The organism is Sanguibacter sp. TS_SC_8 (assembly GCF_055361235.1).
Map to the genome: position 1 here is coordinate 2,287,394 of NZ_CM143955.1, position 16,288 is coordinate 2,303,681.

15 protein-coding genes are annotated in these 16,288 nt (G+C 71.2%); 1 reads left to right on the forward strand and 14 read right to left on the reverse strand.

What is annotated here, in order from left to right; genetic code table 11:
• Position 1: 1 nt before the first annotated feature.
• The 6 genes from carA to ACWA15_RS10420 all read right to left on the reverse strand — a co-directional run bounded on the left by carA (position 2) and on the right by ACWA15_RS10420 (position 6,691).
• Positions 2–1,276, reverse strand: a complete 1,275-nt coding sequence (carA, locus tag ACWA15_RS10395; RefSeq protein ID WP_464055065.1) for a glutamine-hydrolyzing carbamoyl-phosphate synthase small subunit — start codon at positions 1,274–1,276, stop codon at positions 2–4.
• On the reverse strand, positions 1,273–1,839 hold the full coding sequence (locus tag ACWA15_RS10400) for a PH-like domain-containing protein (RefSeq protein WP_464055066.1): 567 nt from the start codon (positions 1,837–1,839) through the stop codon (positions 1,273–1,275). The genes carA and ACWA15_RS10400 overlap by 4 nt, the downstream gene beginning before the upstream one ends.
• Positions 1,836–3,191, reverse strand: a complete 1,356-nt coding sequence (locus ACWA15_RS10405) for a dihydroorotase (RefSeq protein ID WP_464055067.1) — start codon at positions 3,189–3,191, stop codon at positions 1,836–1,838. Before ACWA15_RS10405 ends, ACWA15_RS10400 begins: the two co-directional genes overlap by 4 nt.
• Entirely contained in the window at positions 3,188–4,234 is a 1,047-nt protein-coding gene (locus tag ACWA15_RS10410; RefSeq protein ID WP_464055068.1) for an aspartate carbamoyltransferase catalytic subunit, read from the reverse strand. The genes ACWA15_RS10405 and ACWA15_RS10410 overlap by 4 nt, the downstream gene beginning before the upstream one ends.
• Positions 4,231–4,827: a bifunctional pyr operon transcriptional regulator/uracil phosphoribosyltransferase PyrR gene (gene pyrR, locus ACWA15_RS10415; protein ID WP_464055069.1), complete on the reverse strand. Its 597-nt coding sequence runs from the start codon at positions 4,825–4,827 to the stop codon at positions 4,231–4,233. Before pyrR ends, ACWA15_RS10410 begins: the two co-directional genes overlap by 4 nt.
• 136 nt (positions 4,828–4,963) lie before the next feature.
• Positions 4,964–6,691, reverse strand: coding sequence for an AMP-binding protein (locus tag ACWA15_RS10420; protein WP_464055070.1), 1,728 nt, complete (start codon positions 6,689–6,691; stop codon positions 4,964–4,966).
• A 93-nt stretch (positions 6,692–6,784) separates the two neighbouring features.
• On the opposite strand from ACWA15_RS10420, the gene ACWA15_RS10425 reads away from it, so the two are divergent.
• Complete coding sequence (locus tag ACWA15_RS10425) at positions 6,785–8,974, forward strand: putative bifunctional diguanylate cyclase/phosphodiesterase (RefSeq protein WP_464055071.1); 2,190 nt, start codon at positions 6,785–6,787, stop codon at positions 8,972–8,974.
• 317 nt (positions 8,975–9,291) lie between these two features.
• Here ACWA15_RS10425 and nusB read toward each other — a convergent pair whose 3' ends face one another.
• The 8 genes from nusB to ACWA15_RS10465 all read right to left on the reverse strand — a co-directional run bounded on the left by nusB (position 9,292) and on the right by ACWA15_RS10465 (position 16,240).
• Positions 9,292–9,708: a transcription antitermination factor NusB gene (gene nusB / locus ACWA15_RS10430; protein ID WP_464055073.1), complete on the reverse strand. Its 417-nt coding sequence runs from the start codon at positions 9,706–9,708 to the stop codon at positions 9,292–9,294.
• Position 9,709: 1 nt separating this feature from the next.
• Positions 9,710–10,273, reverse strand: a complete 564-nt coding sequence (gene efp / locus ACWA15_RS10435) for an elongation factor P (protein ID WP_464055074.1) — start codon at positions 10,271–10,273, stop codon at positions 9,710–9,712.
• Between the two features lie 168 nt (positions 10,274–10,441).
• On the reverse strand, positions 10,442–10,963 hold the full coding sequence (locus ACWA15_RS10440) for a hypothetical protein (protein ID WP_464055075.1): 522 nt from the start codon (positions 10,961–10,963) through the stop codon (positions 10,442–10,444).
• Positions 10,948–11,598, reverse strand: coding sequence for a hypothetical protein (locus ACWA15_RS10445; protein WP_464055076.1), 651 nt, complete (start codon positions 11,596–11,598; stop codon positions 10,948–10,950). The genes ACWA15_RS10440 and ACWA15_RS10445 overlap by 16 nt, the downstream gene beginning before the upstream one ends.
• A 372-nt stretch (positions 11,599–11,970) precedes the next feature.
• Complete coding sequence (locus ACWA15_RS10450) at positions 11,971–13,320, reverse strand: HNH endonuclease signature motif containing protein (RefSeq protein ID WP_464055077.1); 1,350 nt, start codon at positions 13,318–13,320, stop codon at positions 11,971–11,973.
• 676 nt (positions 13,321–13,996) lie between these two features.
• Complete coding sequence (aroQ, locus tag ACWA15_RS10455; protein ID WP_464055078.1) at positions 13,997–14,431, reverse strand: type II 3-dehydroquinate dehydratase; 435 nt, start codon at positions 14,429–14,431, stop codon at positions 13,997–13,999.
• Between the two features lie 70 nt (positions 14,432–14,501).
• Positions 14,502–15,647: a 3-dehydroquinate synthase gene (gene aroB, locus ACWA15_RS10460; RefSeq protein WP_464055079.1), complete on the reverse strand. Its 1,146-nt coding sequence runs from the start codon at positions 15,645–15,647 to the stop codon at positions 14,502–14,504.
• Positions 15,644–16,240, reverse strand: coding sequence for a shikimate kinase (locus tag ACWA15_RS10465; protein ID WP_464055080.1), 597 nt, complete (start codon positions 16,238–16,240; stop codon positions 15,644–15,646). The genes aroB and ACWA15_RS10465 overlap by 4 nt, the downstream gene beginning before the upstream one ends.
• Positions 16,241–16,288 lie beyond the last annotated feature (48 nt).

Consider the following 16,288-nt stretch of genomic DNA (forward strand, 5'->3'; position numbering starts at 1 on the left):
GTCAGTTCTCCTTGGGAAGCGAGTCGGGCGCGGCAGGGGCATCGGGCGCGGCCGAGAGGCCTGCGGCGGACGGCGCACCGGACGTCATGAGGTCGAGGAAACGGTCGAAGAGGTAGGCGGCGTCGTGCGGACCGGCTGCCGCCTCGGGGTGGTACTGGACGGAGAACGCCGGGATGTCGAGGCACTCGAGCCCCTCCACGACGTTGTCGTTGAGCCCGATGTGGGAGACGATCACCCGGCCGTAGCGGCCGTCCCCGGCGGGGGCCGGGGCGTCCTCCCCGATCGGGGCGTCGACGGCGAAGCCGTGGTTCTGGGAGGTGATCTCCACCTTGCGGGTGGCCAGGTCCATGACGGGCTGGTTGATCCCGCGGTGGCCGTAGGCGAGCTTGTAGGTGCCGAAGCCCAGGGCGCGGCCGAGGATCTGGTTGCCGAAGCAGATGCCGAAGTAGGGCAGCCCGCGGTCCAGGACCGCCCGGAGCAGCTCGACCTCGTGGGTGGCTGCGCTCGGGTCGCCGGGGCCGTTGGAGAAGAACACCCCGTCCGGGGCGAGGGCGAGGATGTCCTCGATGGTCACCGAGAACGGGACCACGTGCACCCGCATCCCCCGCTCGGCGAGGCGCTGCGGGGTCATCGACTTGATGCCCAGGTCGACGGCGACGACGGTCTTGAGCGGAGCCTTTCCGGCGAAGGCGCCGAGCGGCTCGATGACGTAGGCGGCCTGGGTGGAGACCTCGGCGACGAGGTTCGCCCCGGCCATCGACGGGGTCGCGGTGACCTCGGCCACGAAGGAGTCGATCGGTCGCGGGTAGCCCCCGGCGAACAGCGCCTCGCCGGAGAAGATCCCGGCGCGCATGACGCCGGCCTCGCGCAGGTGGCGGGTCAGCGCGCGGGTGTCGATCTCGGAGATGCCGACGACGCCCTGGGCGACGAGCTCGTCGTCGAGGCTGCCCTCCGAGCGCCAGTTGGAGGCGCGCCGGGCCGGGTCGCGGACGATGAAGCCGGCGACCCAGATCTTCGACGACTCGGGGTCGTCGACGTTGACCCCGGTGTTGCCGATGTGCGGGGCCGTCATGACGACGATCTGGCGGTGGTAGGAGGGGTCGGTGAGGGTCTCCTGGTAGCCGGTCATCCCGGTGTTGAAGACGATCTCACCGGTCGTGGTGCCGGTCGCGCCGTAGGCGCGTCCGGAGAACGTGCGGCCGTCCTCGAGGACGAGCAGCGCGGCGTCAGAGACCACCTCGCCGGGGGTCTTGGTCGCGTGCTGGTGCGTGGTCACTCGGACTCCTTCGGGTTGTGCGAGTCAGGGGGAAGCGGGGTCGCGGTGGCCACGAGGGCGCTGACCGCGTCGAGAAGGATGGACCGGTCGGCCCCGCGCAGGGTGCGGATGCCGGTGTCCAGGATCGTGGGGGTGCCGTCCGTGGCGGGCGTGGTCCATCGAAGGACGACGATGCCCTTGCCGCCGACGTACTTGCCGGCCATCCCGGAGGTGAGGCTCGCACCCTGGAGCGCGGCGGTCGGCAGGAACAGGTCCGTGGCGCCCTTGCGGTCGATCCGCACGCCGGCGTCGTAGACCTGCACGACGGCGCGGGAGCGGAACCCGAGATCGCGCGCGGCCACCCGGTCGAGCCAGTCGCCAGCCCCGGTGCTGGACACATAGGTGCCCTCGATCGGTGCGGTGCGCTCCTGGCCGAGCGCCGCGGCGTCGGGCAGGGGGGCGAGGGCGCCCACCCGGTCCGCGCTGCGACGCGCCAGGCCGCGCCAGCCGCGCCACATGGCTGCCAGGATGAGCGCGCCGACGCCCAGCATGAGGGCGACGGCGAGCGGCAGGGGCAGGTTCATCCGACGTGCCCGACGTGCCCGGCGTGATCCACGGGGGCGCCGTCGAGCACTGTGGCCCGCCCGCGCAGGAAGGTCGCCACGACCCGCCCGGGCAGCTCACGGCCGCCGAAGGGGGAGTTGTCGCTCGCGGTGGCCTGGTCGGCGGGCACGACGACGCGCACCGCGGCCGGGTCGACGAGCACGACGTTCGCCGGTTCGCCGACCTCGAGCGGGCGGCCCTGGGGGCGCGGGCCACCGGTGATACGACCGATCTGGGCCGGTGCGGTCGAGAGCACCCGGGCCACGTCGGCCCAGGTCATCCGGCCGGTGTCGACCATGGTCTGCTGGACGACGCTGAGCGCGGTCTCCAGGCCGGTCATCCCGAAGGCGGCCGCGGACCACTCGCAGTCCTTGTCCTCGCGGGTGTGCGGGGCGTGGTCGGTCGCGACGATGTCGATCGTGCCGTCGGCCAGGCCCTCGCGGACCGCCTCGACGTCGGCCGCGGTGCGCAGCGGGGGGTTGACCTTGAACAACGGGTCGTAGCCGCGGGCCTCCTCGTCGGTGAGGCCGAGGTGGTGGGGTGTGACCTCGGCGGTGACGTTGACGCCGCGGGCCTTGGCCCAGCGGATGAGGTCGACCGACCCGGCCGTGGACAGGTGGCACACGTGCAGGCGGGAACCGACGTGCTGGGCGAGGAGCACGTCACGGGCGATGATCGCCTCCTCCGCGACGGCCGGCCAGCCGGCCAGCCCGATCTCGGCGGAGACGACACCCTCGTTCATCTGCGCGCCCTCGGTCAGGCGCGGCTCCTGGGCGTGCTGAGCGATGACGCCGTCGAAGGCCTTGACGTACTCCAGTGCCCGGCGCATGAGGATCGGGTCCCAGACGCACTTGCCGTCGTCGGAGAAGACCCTCACCTGCGCGGCGGAGTCGGCCATCGCGCCGAGCTCGGCGAGGTGGGTGCCCTCCAGGCCGACGCTCACGGCGCCGATCGGGTGGACGTCGACCCAGCCGGCCTCGGTCCCCATCCGCCAGACCTGCTCGACGACGCCCGCGGTGTCCTGCACCGGGGTCGTGTTCGCCATGGCGTGCACGGCGGTGAAACCGCCCAGGGCCGCGGCGCGGGTGCCGGACCAGATCGTCTCGGCGTCCTCGCGGCCGGGCTCGCGCAGGTGGGTGTGCAGGTCGACCAGGCCGGGCAGGGCGATGAGCCCGGCGGCGTCGATGACGATCGCGTCGCCGTCGGACCACAGGGTGCCGGCCGGGGCGATCGCCTCGATGACGCCGTCGGAGAGCAGCATGTCGACACGCTCGGCGCCGAGCGGGGCGACGTCGCGCAGGAGGTACCTGACCTGGGTGGGTGCCGCGCTCATGGCTGGCCTACCTTCTGTGATGAGACCTTCGGGGGTGCGGCGTCGGTCGAGGGGTCCCCGGCGAGCAGCAGGTAGAGGACGGCCATGCGCACCGCGACGCCGTTGGCGACCTGCTCGACGATGACCGCGCGCGGGGAGTCGGCCGCCTCGGCGGAGATCTCCAGGCCGCGGTTCATCGGGCCGGGGTGCATGACGATGGTGTGGTCGGCCAGCAGGGCGAGGCGGCGCCGGTCCAGGCCGTAGTTGCGGGTGTACTCCAGCGGGCTGGGGAAGAACCCGCCGCCGGCGCTCGACATCCGCTCGCGCTGCACGCGCAGCATCATGACGGCGTCGGGTCGGACGTCGGTGAGCACCTCGTCGAGGCGGTAGGAGACCTCGCACGGCCACGCCTCGACCCCGACCGGGACGAGGGTGGGCGGGGCGACGAGGGTGACGTCCGCGCCGAGGGTGCGCAGCAGCTGGACGTTGGAGCGGGCCACCCGGGAGTGCAGCACGTCGCCGACGATCGCGACCTTGACCCCGGTGAGGTCTCCCCCGATGCCGGCCCCTGCCAGCGGCGCGGAGGCGGGGTCGCGGGCGTCGCGGCGCTCCCCGGAGAGGTGGCGGCGGATGGTGTAGGCGTCGAGCAGCGCCTGGGTGGGGTGCTGGTGCATCCCGTCGCCGGCGTTGATGACCGCGCCGTCGACCCACCCGGAGGTGGCCAGGGTGTGCGGGGCACCGGAGGACTGGTGCCGGATGACGACCGCGTCGGCGCCCATGGCCTGCAGAGTCAGCGCGGTGTCCTTGAGCGACTCGCCCTTGGAGACGCTGGACCCCTTGGCGGAGAAGTTGATGACGTCGGCCGAGAGGCGCTTGGCGGCGGTCTCGAAGGAGATGCGGGTGCGGGTGGAGTCCTCGAAGAAGAGGTTGACCACGGTGCGCCCCCGCAGCGTCGGGAGCTTCTTGATCTCCCGGGACTGGGTGGCGGCCATCTGGGCGGCGGTGTCGAGGATCCGGATCGCGTCGGCGCGCGCGAGGCCCTGGGTGGTGAGCAGGTGCTTCACGCGCGGGTCTCCGGGCTTGTCGTGGTGGGCTGGGAGATGAGCACCGCGTCGTCGCCGTCGGTCTCGGTGAGGCGGACCTGGACCCGCTCGTGGAGGGAGGTGGGCAGGTTCTTGCCGACGTAGTCCGGCCGGATCGGCAGCTCACGGTGACCGCGGTCGACGAGCGCTGCGAGCTGGACGGCGCGGGGGCGGCCGATGTCGCTGATCGCGTCGAGGGCCGCGCGGATGGTGCGCCCGGAGAAGAGCACGTCGTCGACCAGCACGACGACGCGGCCGTCGATGCCGCCGTCGGGCAGCTCCGTGCTGCCGATCGCGCGGGGCGGCTGGCGGTGCAGGTCGTCGCGGTGCATCGTCACGTCGAGCGTGCCCACCAGGGCCGCGGCGTCCAGGCCGGGCTCCACCTCGGCGAGGCGCTCGGCGAGCCGGCGGGCGAGCGGGACACCGCGGGTGGGGATGCCGAGCAGGACGAGGTCGGCGCCGCCCTTGTTGCGTTCGAGGATCTCGTGGGCGATACGGGTCAGTGCCCGGGAGATCTCGGTCGCGCCGAGCACCTCGACGGGGCTGGCGGGGGGCGTCACGGGGCCAGATGTCATCTGGCGACCTCCTTCTCCGCCTCTCGGGACGGCTCTTAAAGGATGTCAAGCAGGATGGCTCGATGGTACCTCGTGCGCGGAGCTGCCCGGGTCGGTGTCCACGGACGACCGGGCTGACCCAGCGCCTACCATGCGCCTACCCTGCGGCCATCACCTGGTCACGGACGACGCGGCGCAGGACCTTGCCGATCTGGGACCGCGGGAGGTCGGGCAGGATGACGAGCTGCTTGGGCACGGCGTACCGGGCGATGTTCTTCTCGCACCACGCGCGCACCGCCTCGAGGTCGACGCCGGACGCGTCGGCGGCGAGCACGAGCGCGGCGACGACCTTCTCCCCGAGGTCCCCGCCGGGCAGCCCGACGACGGCGGCGTCGGCCACGCCCGGCATCCGGCGCAGGCACTCCTCGACCTGGGAGGGGAAGACCTTGAAGCCGCCGGTGATGATCATCTCCTTGATCCGGTCGACCACCTCGACGAAGCCGTCCTCGTCCATGACGACGACGTCACCGGTGCGCACCCAGGTCATGCCGTCGGAGACCACGAGGGACTCCGCGGTCTCCTGGGGGCGGCCCCAGTACCCGTCGAAGACCTGCGGTCCGGCGATGAGCAGCTCACCGCGCTCCCCCGGTGCGACGTCCCTGGTGGGGTCGTCCTGGTCGGTGATGCGGATGTAGGTCGAGGGGAACGGGAGCCCGAGCCGGCCGGGGCGCCGCTCGTCGGACAGCGGGCTGCCCAGCGCGACCGGGGAGGTCTCGGTCATGCCGTAGCCCTCGATGGCCAGACCGCCGGTCACCGACTCCCAGGCCTGCGCGGTCTTGGCCGGCAGCGACATGGCGCCGCAGATCGCGTAGCGGAAAGAGGTGAGGTCGGCGTTCTTCGCGAGCGCGGCGGTGGTGAGGCGGTCCAGCATCGGCGGCACCGCGGGCAGGAACGTCCCTGGGCGCCGGCGCTGGGCCTCGAGCACGGCGGCGACGTCGAACTTCGGGAAGAGCACCAGCGTCGCGGCGATCGCCAGCGTGTAGGACAGGCACAGGGTGAGGCCGAAGGCGTGGAAGAAGGGCAGGACGCCGTAGACGACCTCGCCGGGCTTGCCTGCGTCGGCGTCGCGCCGGGCGCCGGTCCACTCTGCGCCCTGGACCGCGTTGGCGACGAGGTTGCGGTGGGTGAGCATCGCGCCCTTGGGCGTGCCGGTCGTCCCGCCGGTGTACTGCAGCAGGGCGAGGTCTCCGCTCACGGGGCGGGGAAAGGAGGCGGCGAGCGGGCTCGCCCCGCGCAGCAGGGTGTGCCACATGAGCGTGCCTGCCGGGACCTTCGTGCGCATCGCCGACCTCAGGTCGCGCGCCTTCTTGATCGGCAGCGAGAGCGCGAACCGCTTGATCCCCGGCAGGTCGCGGGACAGGTCGACGGCGACGACGGTGCGGACCGAGGTCTGCGCGGCGACGGCAAGCACCTTGACCGCGGTGTCCTCCCAGCAGATCGCCACGACGGCGCCGGAGTCGGCGAGCTGGTGAGCGAGCTCGGACTCGGTGTAGACGGGGTTGTGCTCGACGACGACGGCGCCGATGCGCAGCACCGCGTAGAACGCCACGACGTGCGCGGCGCAGTTGGGCAGCGCGATCGCGACCCTGTCACCTGCCGTGACGCCCAGGGTGATCAGCGCTGACGCTGCCCGGGAGACCTCGTCGACGAGGTCGGCGTACGTCGTCGTGCGCCCCATGAAGTCGAGGGCGACCCGGTCGGGGAACGTCGCGCCGGCGCGCTCGAGCGCGGCTCCGAGAGCTTCGTCCGGGACGACGACGTCGGGCGAGACGTCGGGGGCGTAGGAGGACAACCAGGGGCAGTGCGCGTAGGGCGAGGTCACCATCAAACACTAACCTACGGGTCCGTAAGTTACCAGGACGTAGGTCCGCCGTGACGTTCCCCCTCAAGTCCCCCTGAACAGTGCCGATGCACACTCATGCAGGACACAGTCGCTGTCTGGACCGTCATGACGCAGTGCGTCGCGGCCGGTCTGGTCGCCGGGCTGTGCGTGCTGCACACCGTGTGGCGCCGGGACGACCCGGGCGACAAGCACTCGTACTGGACGCTCATCTGGTCCCTGGCCCTCGCCGCCGTGTTCCTCGGCGACGCCCTCGCACTCGTCTCCACGGGCACCGGCTGGCACGGACCGCTGACCGTGCTCGCCACGCTCGCGCTCGCGGGCGCCCTGCTGCTGGCCCTGCCCGTCGCCCACTCCTACGCGGGTGGTCCTCCGTTCCAGGGCTACCTCCTGCTCGCGGGCGCCGGGTTCGCCCTGCACACGGCCCTGCTCGTCACCGGCCACGCCACCGCGCGCACGGCACCCCGTACCGACGCGCTGCACACCCTGACCGGTGTCGCCACGTTCCTCGTCCCGGCCGCGGTGGTGGGGGTCTACCTGACCGTCAGCCTGCGACGCACCCCGAGCCGGCGGACGCTCAAAGCCCTCGTGGGTGCTGCCGGGGTGAGCGTCGTGCTGCTCGCGGTCTCCTTCGCGCTGCCCGGCGTGACCACCCGCTCGGCCCTGGCCAGCACCTGGCTGGTGCCGCTCATCGTCGCCCTCGAGGTCCTCGCGCTGCGTCGGATCCGCCACGGTCAGCACGTCGCCGAGCAGCAGCGGTCCATGCGTGACGCCCAAGCCCGGGTCGCCAACCTCGCCTGGTACGTGCGCGATCCGCACGCCCTGCTGCGCCGCGCCGAGGACGAGGCACGCGCTGTCCTCGACGACCCGACGATCCGCGGCACCATCCGCCCCCTCGCCGGTGGGCGCTTCGTCACCGACCTGTCCCCGTACCCGCACGCGACCTCCGGCCCCAGCGACCGCAGGCTCCTCGTCGCGCTCGCCAACATCGTGTCCTCCGCGGCCGAGCGACGTGCCCTCGCCGAGCGCCTCAACCGGGCTGCCTTCAGCGACGCGCTCACCGGTCTGCCCAACCGCAACGCCATCGACGAGCACCTGGTCAACGCCCTCGAGCGGGGCAACATCGAGCGCAGCCGCGTGGCGCTGCTCTACGCCGACCTCGACGGTTTCAAGCACGCCAACGACCAGTACGGGCACGCCTGGGGAGACCAGATCCTCGTCATGGCCGCGGCGCACCTGAGCGCGACGGTCGGGGAGGACACTTTCGTGGCCCGCCTCGGCGGGGACGAGTTCATCGTCGTCGTCGATCGCGCCCATGACGACGCAGCCCTGGTGCGTCTCGCCGCGCGGATCCGGGACGACTTCCAGACGACGTCCCAGGGTCGCCCGATCCCCCGGATGAGCGTGGGGGTGGCCGTCTCGGTGCCGGGCGATGCGATCGACGCCGAGGCTCTCACCCGGTGCGCGGACACGGCGATGCTCGAGGCGAAGCGGACCAAGGCCGGGGTGCTGCTCTTCGACAAGCATCTCGAGGACCAGGTCGCCGCCCAGAACAAGTTGCGCCGGGAGATCAACACGGCCGTCGAGGAGGGCCAGTTCTGCGTCCACTTCCAGCCGATCGTGGACACCTCGACCCTGCAGGTGCTGGGGCTGGAGGCCCTGGCACGGTGGGAGTTCAACGGGAGGCTGCGCGCGCCGCGGGAGTGGCTGGCCTACGCCGAGAGCTCCGGTCTCATCGTCGCGATCGGCAACATGACCTTCCGCAAGGCCTTCGCCGCCACCGAACGGTTCGACCTCCCGGTGGCCATCAACCTCTCGGCGCGCCAGCTCGCCGAGCCGACCGTGGTCGAGGACCTGGCGGCCGCGTGGGGGGATCGAGACTGGTCGATGCTCACCGTCGAGATCACCGAGGGTGTGCTGCTCCAGGACGAGCAGCAGACCGTCGGCGTGCTCGCGAGGTTGCGAGGGCTGGGCGCGAGGATCGCCCTGGACGACTTTGGCACCGGGTACAACTCCCTCGCGCGGCTGGGGACGCTGCCGATCGACATCCTCAAGATCGACCAGTCCTTCGTCCGGAACCTCGCGACCCCGCACGGCCTGGCCGTGGTGCGGGCCATCGTCGCCCTGGCAGCGGCCTACGACCTCGAGGTCGTCGCCGAGGGCATCGAACAGGTCTCCGAGCTTGAGGCCTTCGTCGGGCTCGGTGTCCGCCGCGCCCAGGGCATCATGCTCGGCCGCCCCGCCCCCGCCGTCCCGGTGCGGTCGTAGAGCTCGTAGCCGATCGTCCCGCCGACCTCGTGACCCGGTCGTCGACCTCGTGAGCCAGTCGCCCAACTCGTGAGCCGGTCGCCGAACTCGTGAGCCAGTCGCCCAACTCGTGAGCCGGTCGCCGAACTCGTGACCCACGCGGGTCTCCGCCCGCGGGACCGCCCTCATCCACGAGCTCGGCGACTGGTTCACGAGTTCGACGCCGCGGGCGGGGCCCGAACGCGCGAAGGAGCCGCCCGCTTGGGCGACTCCTTCGTGGGTCCGTGCGGCTCGCCCACCTGGGTGAGCGTGACTGCCCGGGGTGGTGCCGGGCCGTGCTAGGCGAGCAAGGTCGGCTTGAGCTCGACGATCCGTCCCAGCAGGCCGTTGATGAAAGCCGGGGAGTCGTCCGTCGACAGCGACTTGGACAGCTCGACGGCCTCGTCGATGGCGACGGCGTCGGGGACGTCTTCGTTGAAGAGGATCTCCCAGGTGCCGATCCGCAGCAGCGCTCGATCGACTGCAGGCATCCGGTCGAGGGCCCACTCGTGCGAGTACGTCTCGAGCAGCTCATCGATCCAGTCGAGGCGGTCGATCACACCCTCGACGATGTCGACGGCGTACTGCGGCAGCGCAGACTCGGTGCCCGGCTCGATGAGCCGGTCGGCGAGCAGCCGGATCGGGTCCAGGTGACGCTGCTCTGCTTCGAAGAGAACGTCGAGTGCGCGTTTGCGCGCCTTGGTACGAGCTCCCACGTCAGTCGTTCACTCGGCCGAGGTAGCTCGAGTCGCGAGTGTCGACCTTGACCCTGGTGCCCTGCTCGAGGAAGAGCGGGACCTGGATCTCGTGGCCGGTCTCCAGCGTGGCGGGCTTGGTGCCACCGGTCGAGCGGTCGCCCTGCAGGCCGGGCTCGGTGTACGAGATCTCCAGGACGACCGAGGGCGGAAGCTCGATGTAGAGGACCGCGCCCTCGTTCGTCGCGACGACGACGTTCTGGTTCTCGAGCAGGAAGTTCTTCGCGTCGCCGACGGCGACCTCGGAGATGTTGATCTGGTCGTACGTGTTGGTGTCCATGAACACGTAGTCCGTGCCGTCCTTGTACAGGAACTGCATGTCGGACTTGTCGACGGTCGCCGTCTCGATCTTCAGGCCGGCGTTGAACGTGCGGTCCACGATCTTGCCCGAGGTGACGTTCTTCATCTTGGTGCGGACGAACGCGCCACCCTTGCCGGGCTTGACGTGCTGGAACTCGGTGACGGTCCAGAGCTGACCGTCGATCTTGAGCACAGTGCCGTTCTTGATGTCGTTAGTGGTAGCCACGTCCGGTCTTCCTGTCGATTTTCCAAGGATCAGCGCTCGTCGATCACCCGGAAGACTGCACACCAAGGGACGGACCGCGCGAGAGCGGTGTCCATTCTAACCCGCCGATCTGCCGCTCCCGTCTGCCGGGGCTGCCCGGCCGCCCGCGGACGCCCGACGCCGTGCCGCTCACTCGAGCAGCCACGCCCCGAGAATCCCGAGCCCACCGGCCCAGATCATCGAGGCCAGCGTGCCGATGACGAACCGCTCGGAGGCGGCCGGGTTGTCGCGCAGCTCCGGGTAGCGGCCCAGGCCCTTGATCGCGACGAGGATGGCGATGCCGGTGGGATACCCCACGAGGACGAGGCCGGTGATCGCCAACCGCTCAAGGATTCCGATCCAGGTCCCGCCACGCAGCGCCGCGACGGCCTGGGGGCTGGTGGGCCCGACGTCGGGCACCGGCTCCCCCGCACCGGCGCCACCGGCGCTGTCCCCGGGCTCGCCACCGGGACCAGGTGCGGCGTCGGGACCGGGCACGGCGTCGGGACCGGCGGGGTCACCGTCGGCCGGCGCGGGGGGAACCTCACCGGTTGCCTCGCGCGCGGTGTTGCGCGCCGCGAGGGCCAGGACACCGCGGGTGACGTACCAGCCGCCGATGATGCTGACGACCAGCGATCCGACGACGATCGCGAAGGTCACGCCTGGTCCCATGTGTCTGCCTCCTGGAGTAGCCGGGTCGCGAGCGGCCACGCGGCCACTTCTTCGGCCCACAGCGTGGTGCGTACCCGCTGGCTGACGGCCTGTTCGCTGATGCCGAGGATACGGGCGATCTCGCGCTGGGTCGGGGGCGGCTCGCCGCTGTCCGGCCGGACGTCTGGGGCGCGCAGGAGGTCGACGACCTCCCATCCGTGGGAGGTCCGGCGCTCGACGATCGCACCGAGGAGCCGGAGCAGAGCCTCGACGTCGGCCGTCAGGGAAGTGGAAGCACTGTCTCCCACCACAGCCACCGGGACGGACGCCGCCTTGCTCTTCGCCCGGTCGACGGCTGCTCGCGCGCGGACGAAGGCGGGCCCGGCAGCCTCGCGGCTGTGCTCGGGCAGCGGCTCGTTGACGGACCCGATGCCCAGCCCGATCCACCATCCGCCCGCTCGGAGGATTTCGAGGAGGATCATCAGGGTCGAGCGCGGGTCGGTGAGCACCATCTGCACCTCGTCCCCCACCGTCCGCTCGAGCGGGAGCAGTACTCCCGGAAGTCGGTGCACGAACGAGTCGAGGTGCCCCAGGAGTTCAGGCACCCCGTCCCCGCGGCTCGTGCTGCGCTGCTGGTCAACCGTCAAGACGAACATGAATCAAGACTAGAGCCTTGATTCTGATAACTCAAGGTCCCAGCCTTGATTTGCTCGAATCAAGGCGTATTGCTTGAGTGCTGGTAGGTCGACTTCGTACCGCACCAGAGCAATCAGCTACGCTTGGCACACTATTGATCCCGAATGAATCTCGCCAGAGATCGACGTTCGGCCGCCGTGGGGACCGTCCGCACTTCCTCGACCATCCACGATCGCCGGGCCACGCCGCCTGACCACCTGTCGGGCCCATAGTGCCGGTCTCGATGGTCTCGAAGGTTCGTTCAGTCGGCAACCAGGTCCGCTGCTTCAGCAGGGTCCACAGATCCGCAACTTCGGTCGGTTCTCTCGGATCAGCTGATTCAACTTGTCCAGTCAGGTTCGTCGAAGACCGTGCGGGGAGAGCTCCCCTCCCCCACGCTGGGGTCGCCGGGCCGCGGGATCCCCTGGTCCACCGGTAGTCAATCCGGCGGGATCCCCTGGTCCGCTGGTCGCTGAGTCGGCACGCTCCCGCTGCTCCCCCAGTTGACGGACCGGTGCGCCCGGTGCGGGTTCGCCCCGACCCCGTGGTCGGGCGACCCGGACGTCGGGGATCCCATCGGCTCTCCGCTGGATGGTGAGGTTGAGGCGGTGCACCTCCTGGTGATGGAACCTGCAGACCAAGATGCCGTTGTTGATGGAGGTCTCCCCGTGGTCCCTGTCCCACCAGTTGATGTGGTGGACCTCGCACCAGCGGGCGGGGTGGGTGCAGCCGGTGAACTGGCAGCCGCGGTCGCGGGCGATGATCGCTCGGCGTTGCTCGCGGGAGTACACCCGTGCCGTGCGGCCCAGGTTGACCGGGACGTTCTCCGCGGTCACCACGATCCGGGTGAGCTCGGCGTCGCACAGGATCCGGGCGACCTCGCTGAGCGGGACCGGGGTCCCGTCCTCGAAGGTCACCGGATCCACCACCCCCGCGCCTACGTCGCCACAGGCCTGAACGCCAGCGCCAGCATCCACGTCGGTGTCGGCGCCTGCGGCGGCGTGGGCGGCGCGGCGGGTGAGCTCACGCTGGGCCTGGGCGAAGGTGGTCTCGGTCAGGATCACCGACACGTGCGGGCGCACCAACGCCCCGCCCTTGAGCGACCCCCCGTTGACGGCCCGGTCGGCCACGTCCACCAGGGCGTCCGCGCAGCGTTGGCCGTAGTCGCGGTCGTCCCCGGCCTCGGGACGGGTCATCGCCGCCTCCACCGCGATCTGCACGCTCTGCCCGGCCACCACGTCCAAGAACCCCTTGATGTGCGTCCCGGTCGGGGTGTGGCTGATCGAGAGGAACCGGCGCCGGCGCGTCTGCTCATGCGTGGCGTCATGGGCGAGGCTGTCCCGGCGCGCCAACCACCGCTGCGCGGTCTTGGCGAAGGAATCCGCGTCCTCCCCCGCCGCCAGATCCACCAGCTCGCGCGTGTCCGCGCCGGTCAACGCCCCACCAGCGGTCCGTTCGGCGCGTTCGCGGACCTTGCCCAGCACCTGCGCGTGCACGAGGGTCACCGCACCGGTAGCCACCGCGTCGGCGGCCTCGGGGGACTCCTCCAGCATCACCGCCACGCTCACCTGCGTCCGGGCGGACCGCAGCCCTTCACCGGAGACCTGCCCCCGCCACGCCTCGAACGAGGCGAACCCCGCCTCCTTCCACACCGCACACTCACGCTCCGCGACCAGCAACCCCGCCCGCTCCGCCGTCAACACCGCGATCGACCGATCCAGCTCCGCGATCCGCGCGCACCGCACCGCACCCGCGACTGCACCACCACCGGCACACCAGCCGGAGCAGCCAGAGCAGCCGGAGCAGGCAGCCCGACGCTCGCGCCCGGCACCTCACCGAACAGCGTCAACCCACCCGAGCTGCGCGTCGCAGTGCTCGCGCTGCCCGCCGCGGTACCCGCCGCTCTGCTCGCGGTGCCTGCCATGACTCACCACCCGACGTCACTGTCGAAAGACGAAAAGACCATGCCCGAGAGAACCCATATCACCCGGTTCCCAACCACTACCCCGACCCTAGCTCGACCCTCCGACAAACGATCCGAGGGCCCCGCCACCAGCCGATCACCACCCCAGAAGCCCCGGAATCCCGGGCTTCCCAACCACTGCCTCGACACTAGCTCGACCCTCTGACATTCCCGACCGAGCAAACCCGCCCGCCACCGACACCGCCACGTGCCCACCGAAGGCTCAAGGACCAGACCTTGAATCCCCCAGATCAAGGCTCTGCACTTGAGCCCGCGAGGGTGGCGGCAAAGGGAGACCACAGCACGCCGTCGGCGCTTGGCACACTATTCACTCCGCCGAGCGGGAGCACCATCGTCAGGGCGCCACCAGACGAAACCGCCAAAAGAACCAGGCAAAAGAGCCCCCGCAGCCCGACCTATCCCGCCAGCGCCAGCAGCGCCAACCGGTACGAGTCGAACCCGAACCCGGCGATCGTCCCCGTCGCCACCGGCCCGATGACCGACAGGTGGCGGAACTCCTCGCGGGCGTACGGGTTGGAGATGTGCACCTCGATCAACCGCAGGCCGCCCTTGGTGACCTGCGCCGCGGCGTCGCGCAGCGCGTAGGAGTAGTGCGTGAAGGCGGCCGGGTTGATCACCACGTCGCTGCGGGTGTCCACGGCCTCGTGGAGCCAGTGGACCAGCTCGGCCTCGTCGTCGCTCTGGCGGACGTCGACGTCCAGGCCCAGCTCGCTCCCCCACTGCGCGCCCGAGGTCACCAGATCGGTGAACGACAGCGACCCGTAGACCTCCGGCTCGCGCACGCCGAGCCGGCCGAGGTTGGGTCCGTTGAGAAGAAGTACACGCGTCATGGCCGTGAGCCTACTGGAGACTCCCTGCCCGACGCCGCGCCGCTCACCCCCGCGCGGACCGGCACCACGCCTACAGCGAGACGACCCGCCCGGTCGGTGCGTCCGCGCTGATCTCCGCATACGCCGCGGCGAGCAGCGTCGGGTCTGGCCCTTCCAGGCGCGCCGGCTTGGCCACAGCCTCCAGGACGACGAAGCGCAGCAGGTCCCCGCGGGACTTCTTGTCCCGGCGCATGACCGAGAGCAGCTGCTCCCAGCGGTCCCCGCGGTAGGTCACCGGCAGGCCCACGGAGGTGAGGATCGCGCGGTGACGGTCCACGGTGGCGTCGTCGAGGCGTCCGGCGAGGCGGGCGAGCTCGGCCGCGAAGACCATGCCGACCGCCACGGCAGCCCCGTGCCGCCAGGCGTACCGCTCGACCTGCTCGATCGCGTGGGCGAGGGTGTGCCCGTAGTTGAGGATCTCGCGCAGCGAGGCCTCCTTGAGGTCTTCGCTGACCACCCGGGCCTTGACCGCCACGGACCGCTCGACGAGCTCGCGCACGACCGCCCACAGGTGGTCGTCGGCCACCGGCCAGGCTTGCAGCGCCGCGGCGTTCGCCTCGACGAGGTCGAGGATGACCGGGTCGGCGATGAACCCGGTCTTGATGATCTCGGCAAGCCCGGCGACGAAGTCCCACCGGGGCAGCGTCTCCAGGGCAACGAGGTCGCAGAGCACTCCGCTGGGGCTGTGGAACGCTCCGACGAGGTTCTTGCCCTCGGCCGTGTTGATCCCGGTCTTGCCGCCGACGGCCGCGTCGACCATGGCGAGGAGCGTCGTCGGGATGTGGACGACCTGGATGCCGCGCAGCCAGGTGGCCGCGATGAAGCCGGCGACGTCGGTCGTCGCGCCGCCGCCGATGGAGACGATCGCGTCCGAGCGGGTGAAGTCGGACTGGCCCAGCACCTGCCAGCAGAAGGCGACGACGTCGATCGACTTGGCGCCCTCAGCGTCCGGGATCACCGCGAGCAGCGCCTCGTAGCCCTGGGCGAGGAGGTCCTCGCGGACCGCGGAGGCGGAGGCCTCGAGCGCCTCGGTGTGCACGATGAGCACCTTGCGGACGCTCGTCCCGAGCAGCCCGGGGAGCTCACCGAGCAGCTGGCGCCCGATGACGACGTCGTAGGTGCGCTCGGCAGTGACCCGCACACGGGAGGCGGGCTGGGTCTGGGTCTGGTCGCTCACGCGGGGTCCTCGGTGCTGGTGGGAGTGCTGGCTGACGTGCTGGTGGGGGTGCTGCTCGGAGTGAGCGCGCGCACGATCTCCTGGGCCACCTGCGCGGACGTCAACGCGTCGGTGTGCACGTGGATGCTCGCCACCCGTTCGTAGACCGGCCGGCGGGCGACCATGAGCGCCTGCCACTTCGCCCGGGGGTTGCCCAGCAGCAGCGGGCGGGCCTGGTTGAAGCCGACCCGCGGGGCGACGTGGGCGAGGGAGACGTCGAGGAACACCACGACTCCCCCTTCAGCGGAGTAGGCCGCCAGGGCGGACTCGGTCGCCGGGTCGAGCACCGCGCCGCCGCCGAGGGCGAGCACGCCGTCGTGCTCGGCGAGGGCGGTGGCGACCGCCGTGCGCTCGAGCGCCCGGAAGTGGGGCTCGCCCTCGTCGAAGAAGATCTCGGCGATGGGCTTGCCGGCCGTGGCCTCGACGTCCGCGTCCGTGTCCCGCCACGCCACGCCGAGGGCATGGGCGAGAGCGTGGCCGGTGGTCGACTTTCCGGAGCCGGGCGGGCCGATGAGCACCACCCGCGGCCCGCGGGCAGGCGCAGGCGAAGACACAGGCCGCGTCCGAGGAGGCTGAGGAACCGGGGCAGTCATGACGCCGCC

What these genes read in the sequence shown, in the direction of transcription:
- ACWA15_RS10400 (WP_464055066.1), bottom strand. Translation starts at nt 1,839, where the DNA reads ATGAACCTGCCCCTGCCGCTCGCCGTCGCCCTCATGCTGGGCGTCGGC.
- ACWA15_RS10405 (WP_464055067.1), bottom strand. Translation starts at nt 3,191, where the DNA reads ATGAGCGCGGCACCCACCCAGGTCAGGTACCTCCTGCGCGACGTCGCC.
- pyrR (WP_464055069.1), bottom strand. Translation starts at nt 4,827, where the DNA reads ATGACATCTGGCCCCGTGACGCCCCCCGCCAGCCCCGTCGAGGTGCTC.
- ACWA15_RS10420 (WP_464055070.1), bottom strand. Translation starts at nt 6,691, where the DNA reads ATGGTGACCTCGCCCTACGCGCACTGCCCCTGGTTGTCCTCCTACGCC.
- ACWA15_RS10425 (WP_464055071.1), top strand. Translation starts at nt 6,785, where the DNA reads ATGCAGGACACAGTCGCTGTCTGGACCGTCATGACGCAGTGCGTCGCG.
- ACWA15_RS10440 (WP_464055075.1), bottom strand. Translation starts at nt 10,963, where the DNA reads ATGGGACCAGGCGTGACCTTCGCGATCGTCGTCGGATCGCTGGTCGTC.
- ACWA15_RS10445 (WP_464055076.1), bottom strand. Translation starts at nt 11,598, where the DNA reads ATGTTCGTCTTGACGGTTGACCAGCAGCGCAGCACGAGCCGCGGGGAC.
- aroQ (WP_464055078.1), bottom strand. Translation starts at nt 14,431, where the DNA reads ATGACGCGTGTACTTCTTCTCAACGGACCCAACCTCGGCCGGCTCGGC.